Origin of the sequence: Methylobacterium sp. WL18 (assembly GCF_008040015.1) — a bacterium.
GTDB classification, from domain to species: Bacteria; Pseudomonadota; Alphaproteobacteria; order Rhizobiales; family Beijerinckiaceae; genus Methylobacterium; species Methylobacterium mesophilicum.
This window is the reverse complement of record NZ_VRVD01000235.1, coordinates 1-6,927: the sequence shown is the minus strand read 5'-3', so window position 1 is coordinate 6,927 and position 6,927 is coordinate 1. Positions and strand designations below refer to the sequence as shown.

Annotated in this window: 5 protein-coding genes and 1 rRNA gene; 2 read left to right on the top strand and 4 right to left on the bottom strand. The window is 69.0% G+C overall.

Features of this window, described 5'->3' with window-relative positions:
- A 16S ribosomal RNA gene (locus tag FV228_RS16620) occupies positions 1-205 on the bottom strand; the annotation flags it as partial.
- Between the two features lie 615 nt (positions 206-820).
- Positions 821-1,342 (bottom strand): DUF2244 domain-containing protein, encoded by a 522-nt coding sequence (locus tag FV228_RS16615; protein ID WP_147855642.1) that lies wholly within the window; start codon positions 1,340-1,342, stop codon positions 821-823.
- Positions 1,343-1,362: 20 nt separating this feature from the next.
- Between FV228_RS16615 and nth the strand changes: the two genes are divergently transcribed.
- The gene (nth, locus tag FV228_RS16610; protein ID WP_238259994.1) at positions 1,363-2,178 is read left to right on the top strand and encodes an endonuclease III; all 816 of its coding nucleotides are present in this window, start codon (positions 1,363-1,365) and stop codon (positions 2,176-2,178) included.
- A 213-nt stretch (positions 2,179-2,391) separates the two neighbouring features.
- Positions 2,392-3,186 carry a phosphoribosylaminoimidazolesuccinocarboxamide synthase gene (gene purC, locus FV228_RS16605; protein ID WP_147855639.1) on the top strand — a complete coding sequence of 265 codons (795 nt, stop codon included), beginning with the start codon at positions 2,392-2,394 and terminating at the stop codon, positions 3,184-3,186.
- Positions 3,187-3,191: 5 nt separating this feature from the next.
- Here the strand turns inward: purC and FV228_RS16600 are convergent, their stop codons facing one another.
- Positions 3,192-4,745: a glycosyltransferase gene (locus FV228_RS16600; protein ID WP_246689987.1), complete on the bottom strand. Its 1,554-nt coding sequence runs from the start codon at positions 4,743-4,745 to the stop codon at positions 3,192-3,194.
- Between the two features lie 79 nt (positions 4,746-4,824).
- A complete protein-coding gene (locus tag FV228_RS16595; protein WP_246693928.1) occupies positions 4,825-6,705 on the bottom strand; it encodes a glycosyltransferase family 2 protein in 1,881 nt (626 codons plus the stop codon).
- Between the last annotated feature and the right edge of the window lie 222 nt (positions 6,706-6,927).

Here is a 6,927-nt window from a genome sequence, read left to right as displayed (position 1 = left end):
GGGCCGATCCTCCGGCAGCAAGCCTTTCCCCAAAAGGGCGTATCCGGTATTAGCTCAAGTTTCCCTGAGTTATTCCGAACCAGAGGGCACGTTCCCACGCGTTACTCACCCGTCCGCCGCTGACACCCGAAGATGCCCGCTCGACTTGCATGTGTTAAGCCTGCCGCCAGCGTTCGCTCTGAGCCAGGATCAAACTCTCACGTTGAAGAGATTGATCTGGCCGATCACGTAGTTCTCAGACGGAGCCTCACAATCGATCCCGCAGCGCTTCACAGCGCGACGAAATCGGTGAGCTCAAAAAGAGAGATACGACGATCGGCACTAGTCTCTCACACGCCGAAGCCTAAGCTCCAGCCGCAAGGACAAACGCCGTCCGCGTCTCCCTTCCTCAAATCCAACAATGTCAAAGACCCCACGATACCAGCCGAGCCGGTATCGCTGCAGACGAGACGACGACCTGGACCGAGGCCCGGATCTTTTGCTTGCCCGACTGGGAGAACCGTGATACGCGCCAGACCATTCGGTCGGCCGCCTCAGCGGTGGAGGGCGTTTAGAGCCCACCGTGCTCCCTGTCAACCCGACTGTTTGGTTCGCCGGAGCGAACGATACATCAGGGTCGGCATCGAACAAAAACAGAAGACCGCCCGGCAAACGCGCCGGCCAATCGCCGATCTTGTCAGAAGATGCTTCAGCGCCCGGGCCACTTCCGCGGCCGGCGCCGATGAACAGCTCTATAGGCAGGTGCGCCGGTGGCGTCAACCGCGTTGTTGCGGTGCAATCGTCATCTCTGCCGAATCCCGGTGGCCGACGCGTGACGCGCTCAGTAGCCCTTCTTGACCCGCGCCAGTGCCTGACCGAGCCCATGGGCGATGCGGGCCCGCTCGTCCGGGTCGGCATCCCGCGCCACCAACGCCTGTTGCCGTCGCGAGACGAGGGTGAGCCGCTGGAGGCCGTACTCGTCGTCCTCCACGGTGACGATCTTGGTCCAGAGCGGATTGAACCGCCATTCGTGTCGCTCGCCCCGGTGGCTGACCCGTGCCAGCAGGATCTCGAGCTGTGAGATCATCACCTCCTCGAAGGATCGCCCGCGCCGGAAGCTCACCTTCAGGGCGGCATAGATCGCCAGCATGTCGAGGCCGAAGAAACCGGCCACAGGCCAGAAGCCCATTCGCCAGGCCCAGACCGAAACCGTGAGCGAGACCAGGCAGCAGCCGGTCATCACGACCCGGAAGCCCAGGCGACTCAAGGATTGATGCGGACGGATGGTGGCCGAGAAGACCGGCCGGTCGATCGTGTCCGGGTCGAGCCCGTGCGGGTGGACGGAAGGATTGCCGGTAACCATGCGATCCATATAACGCGCCGATGCCCGCCAGAAAGCCTCCGCCCCCGGTTAACAGCCCACCTCGACGGCGTGCCGCAGGTGTGACCGCCGCCCCCGTGAAAGCCACAGCCTCGGGGCGCCTCGGCGGACGCATCGCCTCGGCCACCACGGTCCATGTCGAGGCTGCGCCGGACGCGGTGGATCCGGAGACGCTCACGGAGATCTTCCGGCGCTTCCACGCGGCCGAGCCGGAACCGAAGGGCGAGCTCCACTTCGTCAACCCGTTCACGCTTCTGGTGGCCGTGGTCCTGTCGGCCCAGGCGACCGATCGCGGCGTCAACCTCGCCACCGGTCCGCTCTTCGCGGTGGCCGACACGCCCGAGAAGATGCTGGCACTCGGCGAAGAGACGGTCCGAAGCTTCATCCGCACGATCGGGTTGTTCAACACCAAGGCCAAGAACGTCGTCGCGCTCTCGCGCATCCTGGTCGAGCGGCATGGCGGGGCGGTGCCGGCGAGCCTGGAGGCGCTGCAGGTGTTGCCCGGGGTCGGGGCCAAGACCGCCAGCGTGGTGCTGAACATCGCGTTCCAGGTGCCGCGGATCGCCGTGGACACCCACATCTTCCGAGTCTCGAATCGGATTCCGCTGTTCGTCGGCACCACCACCGACAAGGTACAGGCCGGTCTGGAAGCGATCGTCCCGGAGCCCTACAGGCTGCACGCCCACCACTGGCTGATCCTGCACGGCCGCTACACCTGCAAGGCGCGAAAGCCCGAGTGCCCCCGCTGCCTCATCGCCGATCTGTGCCGGTACCCGTCCAAAACCGCGCCCATGGAAGAGCGCCGCGGCACGGGGTGATGTGACGCTTGCGCAGACGGCCGCTCGTCACGTCCGGAAAGCCGTCCGCAATCCCGCCCTGCGGGCTAACGCGTTGTGCTGGAAGCCCCGTTCGGCTAGTTTCAGCGGCAGTAGCCGGGCCCTCGGGCAGAGGCCGTCCGGTTGCCCGACCTTCCCATCCGGTCGCCGCGCCGCGAATTCCTCCCAATCGTCGCGCATCAGGAGCCTCGGCCCATGGACTTCCTCAAACCACGGTACACGCCTATGAACCGCCGCCGTCGCATCTACGAGGGCAAGGCGAAGGTCCTCTACGAGGGGCCCGAGCCCGGGACGCTCATTCAGCACTTCAAGGATGACGCGACCGCCTTCAACGCGAAGAAGCACGAGGTCATCGACGGCAAGGGCGTGCTGAACAACCGGATCTCCGAATTCGTGTTCCAGCACCTCAACGACATCGGCGTGCCGACGCACTTCATCCGCCGGCTGAACATGCGCGAGCAGCTGATCCGGGAGGTCGAGATCATCCCGCTCGAGGTCGTCGTGCGCAACGTCGCGGCCGGCTCGCTGGCGACCCGGCTGGGCCTGGAGGAAGGCACCCAGCTGCCGCGCTCGATCATCGAGTTCTACTACAAGAACGACGCGCTCAACGACCCGATGGTGTCGGAGGAGCACATCACGGCGTTCGGCTGGGCGACGCCCCAGGAGATCGACGACATCATGGCGCTGGCGATCCGCGTCAACGACTTCCTGTCGGGCCTCTTCCTCGGCGTCGGCATCCGGCTCGTGGACTTCAAGATCGAGACCGGCCGCCTGTGGGAAGGCGACATGATGCGCATCGTCGTCGCCGACGAGATCTCCCCGGATTCCTGCCGGCTGTGGGACATCAAGTCCTCCGACAAGCTCGACAAGGACCGGTTCCGCAAGGATCTGGGCGGCCTGATCGAAGCCTACACCGAAGTCGCCAAGCGGCTCGGGATCATGTCGGAGAACGAGAAGGTCCAGGGCGGCGGCCCGCGCCTGGTCCAGTAATCCGCTCAGGTGGATGGCCGGCGCACCGATGCCGGCCCCGCCGCAGGGAAGGCCCGCCGCAGCCGCGCGTGGGTCGAGAGGTCCGGGTCGAAGCCCGGGTGATAGTGGGGGTCCTGCGCCAGCAGCGGCCCCCATCGCTTTTTCAGCGCCGCGATCTCGCGCTCGTGGCGGGCGCGCGCCGCCGGGGTCCAGCGGCGGCTCGCCGATTCGCGGTGATGCAGTACAGCCCCCGGCACCAGAAGCGTGCGATGGCCGGCCGCGTTCAGGCGCAGGCACAGGTCGACATCGTTGAAATCCACCGCGAAGACTGCATCGTCGAAGCAGCCGACCGCCCGGAATTTTTCCGTCTCGACCATCAGGCAGGCGGCGGTCACCGCCGAGGCCGCGTGCGTTGCGCGCAGGCCCGCAAGGTAGCCGGGGGCGTCGCCGGGGAAGTGGCGGTGCGCGTGGGTGACCAGGCCGCCGGTTCCGAGCACGATGCCGCCATGCTGGACCCGCCCCTCGCCGTCGAGGAGCCTGGCGCCGACAGCGCCGATCTCGGGGCGCAGGGCCTCCCGGGCCATACGGGTCAGCCAGTCGGGCCGGAACGCCTCGACGTCGTTGTTGACGAAGACCAGCAGCGCCCCGCGGGCGCGGACGGCGGCGGCGTTGTTCATGGCGGCGAAGTTGAACGGGCCCGGACAGGGTACGACGAGCCCCCTCCCCTCACGCTCCAGCGCCTTGAGGAACGCCAGCGTCTCCGGCTCGCGGCTGTCGTTGTCGCAGACCAGGATCTCGAGGTTCGGCCAATCGGTGCAGGCGGCGAGGCTTTCGAGGCAGGGGCGGAGCAGGTCGAGCCGGTCGCGGGTCGGCACGATGACGCTCACCAGCGGCCGCGGATCGGGCAGCGGGTGCTCGACTTGGAGAAGGCCGTCGTCCCGGGCAACGACGATGCGGCTTTCGCTGCGGCCGGTCCGGTCGAGATGGCCGCGCAGGGCGTCGCGGTGGCGATACCGTCCCCCCTCCCCTGCCGGCGACGCACGATCCCCGGTCTCGCCGCGACGGATCGAAAGGATCTCGGGCAGGTGGCCGATCGCGCCGGCGCCGTACCGCTCGGCGATCCGGAACGCGGCGTCGGCGGGGCCGGTCGGCTGCGTCGCCGGGGCGAGAGATCCCGCCCGGCAAGCCAACAGGGGGGCGAGATAGTCGAGGTGCGCCAGCCAGTCGGGGTCGAAGCTTGGCGCGAGCAGGGGCCGCACCGGGCCGCGTGGATGGTCCTGGATCAGGGCATCGCCGTAGATGGCCTGAAGCTCCGGATCGGCCGCGAAGGCGGTGGCGATGCGGTCGAGCGCACCCGCGACCAACATGCCGTCGCCCAACACCAGGATGCCGTCCGCCGGCGGGGCGGGAGCGGGTGGGAATCGGTCGAGGATGCTAGCCGGAAGGGTGAGTCGGTGGTCGATCCCGATCAGGGCGGCCAGCTTCTGGCGCGCGCGCAGCCGTCGGCCCTGGAGCCGCGCGAGCAGGATCTCTCCCGTCGCCCGAGGGTGGCCCAGTAGGTGACGCAGCACGTCGAGCATTGCGCGGCCGGAGCGCCGCGGAATGCCGAGATGCAGTCTCTGTGCGAGGCCGACCACAGGCTCGGTCATCGGCGCCGCGTCATTCGAGATCCTCGCCGAAAGTCGTGAGCGACAGGGCGGGATGGTAGAACGGGTCGTGCCGGATCACGTCGCGCCAGCGCTCCGAGAAGCGGGCCGCCTCCTGCTCGAACCGCGCGCGCTTGGCGCCGACCGAGGGACCTCGGCTGACGGATTCGAGATGAGCCAGCGTGGCGGCCGGAGTCCACACCGTCTTCCAGCCGGCGGCGCTGAGGCGCAGGCAGAAATCGACGTCGTTGAAATCCACCGGGAACGCCTCGGCGTCGAAGCCGCCGACCGCGAGATATTTCTCCCGCGCGACGGCCAGACAGGCGGCGGTGACGGCCGAGACCTCGTGGGCGACATGCAACCGTCCGAGATAGCCTGGCGTGTCGCCGGGGCGGCGGCGCAGGATGTGGCCGGCCCGCCCGCCGAGGCCGACCACGACGCCGGCATGCTGCAGCGTGCCGTTCGCGTAGAGGAGCTTTGCCCCGACCGCCCCGACCTCGGGCCGGCTCGCCTGGCGGACCATCGCGTCGAGCCAGCCGGGTTCAAGAACGGCCACATCGTTGTTGAGTAGCACCACGACCGCGCCGGTGGCGTCGGCGACGCCGGCATTGACCATGGCGGCGAAGTTGAACGGTTGCGGATCGACGTGGATCCGGACGCGGGGGTCCCGGCGCAGGGCTTCGTAATACGCCAGCACGGCCGGATCGGTGGACCCGTTGTCGACGATGATCAGTTCGAGATCGGCGTAAGCCGTCTCGTGCAGCACGCCGCGGCAGACCCGCTCAATCAGGTCGAGCCGGTCGCGGGAGGGGATCACGATGCTGGCCCGCGGGGCGGGACGCGGCAGCGGCCAGTCCAGCTGGACGGCGCCCTTGCGAACGGACGCCTTCGGCCAGACGCTCAACGCATCGAGGCGGGCGTCCAGCACGCGGGCTCTCCCCGCGGCATCCAGGCTATGACCGGCCGTGCTGGCGAGGACGCGCGGAACATGGGCGCCGCGCGCGCCGGCGACGATCGCGGCGGTCTCGATCGCCAGGATCGCCTCGTCCATGGGCCCAACCGGCTCGGGCGGCAGCCGCGTGAGCAGGGCGCGGGAGAACAGGGTGACGCGGCCGACATAGCCGGTTGCCAGGGCGAGGTCCGGGCTCCAATCCGGCTTGAGCAGCGGGAGGCCATCGGGGCCCAGCTCGTCGCCGTAGGCGAGATCCGCCCCCGCCAGGGCTGTCGCCAGCAGCGCCAGCGCGTCGGGGGTCGGGATGTCCCCGGCCCGGAGCAGGCACAGGGCGTCGGCCTCGGCGGTGAGGTCGGCGGGCGCGGCACGATCGTCCCAGATTCGATGTTCGGCACGGACGTCCGGTGCCTCGGGACGTGCATCCTTCCAGGCGACGACGACCGTCCGCCCCGTGTGAATCTGCATTCCGAGGGCGTCCAATGTCGCGGCAAGCGCCGCGTCCTCTCCCGGCCGGGCGAGGATCAAGCATCGAATCCGCAGCGCGGTGGGCGCCACCTGGATCGGGCGGCTCCGTGACGCCGCCCAAGACCGGTAATGCTGCATCGGCGTCACCGCGCAGGCGCCGCGCAACGTATCGCGATAGCGCCGCTCGGACCCGCGCGCGCGCTCGTAGAGGGACGACACGAAGCGCCAGGGCCGCCGCAAGAGGCATTGGACCAGCACCGAGGCCTCGCTCCGGGCCCCGACCCGCTCCAGCACGAAACCCGGTCCGGCCGAGAGCCGGATCTCCCGGGCATCTGCGGGGATCAGGCCGAGCCAATGGGCGTAACCGTGCGACGCGCCCGGGAGGACGAAATCCTGCGGCGTGCCGTCGACCCCTCGGATAACGCGCAGGATCGGCCGGCGCGGCGCGACCAGGGGGTCACCGCCATAGCTCAGCACGATCCAGCCGACGGAATGGTCGGGCAGGTTCAGGCGGCGATCGAAGACCGGGTCGTCGGCCGGCTCCAGGCGGAACCGCGTCTGACGGCCGAGCCAGGCCGCGCCGCGTCCGCCTCGGCCGGTCGAGGTGGCGGAGAACGGTGCGGCGTATCGCGTCCTCGCCGGGAGCGATGTGCGGACGCAGTTCTCGGTCGGCCGGCTCGCCCGGGAATGCGCCCGGCG

Excerpts from the sequence above, each read along its gene's own strand:
- FV228_RS16600 (WP_246689987.1), bottom strand. The coding sequence starts at position 4,745 with ATGCTCGACGTGCTGCGTCACCTACTGGGCCACCCTCGGGCGACGGGA.
- FV228_RS16615 (WP_147855642.1), bottom strand. The coding sequence starts at position 1,342 with ATGGTTACCGGCAATCCTTCCGTCCACCCGCACGGGCTCGACCCGGAC.
- nth (WP_238259994.1), top strand. The coding sequence starts at position 1,363 with ATGCCCGCCAGAAAGCCTCCGCCCCCGGTTAACAGCCCACCTCGACGG.
- purC (WP_147855639.1), top strand. The coding sequence starts at position 2,392 with ATGGACTTCCTCAAACCACGGTACACGCCTATGAACCGCCGCCGTCGC.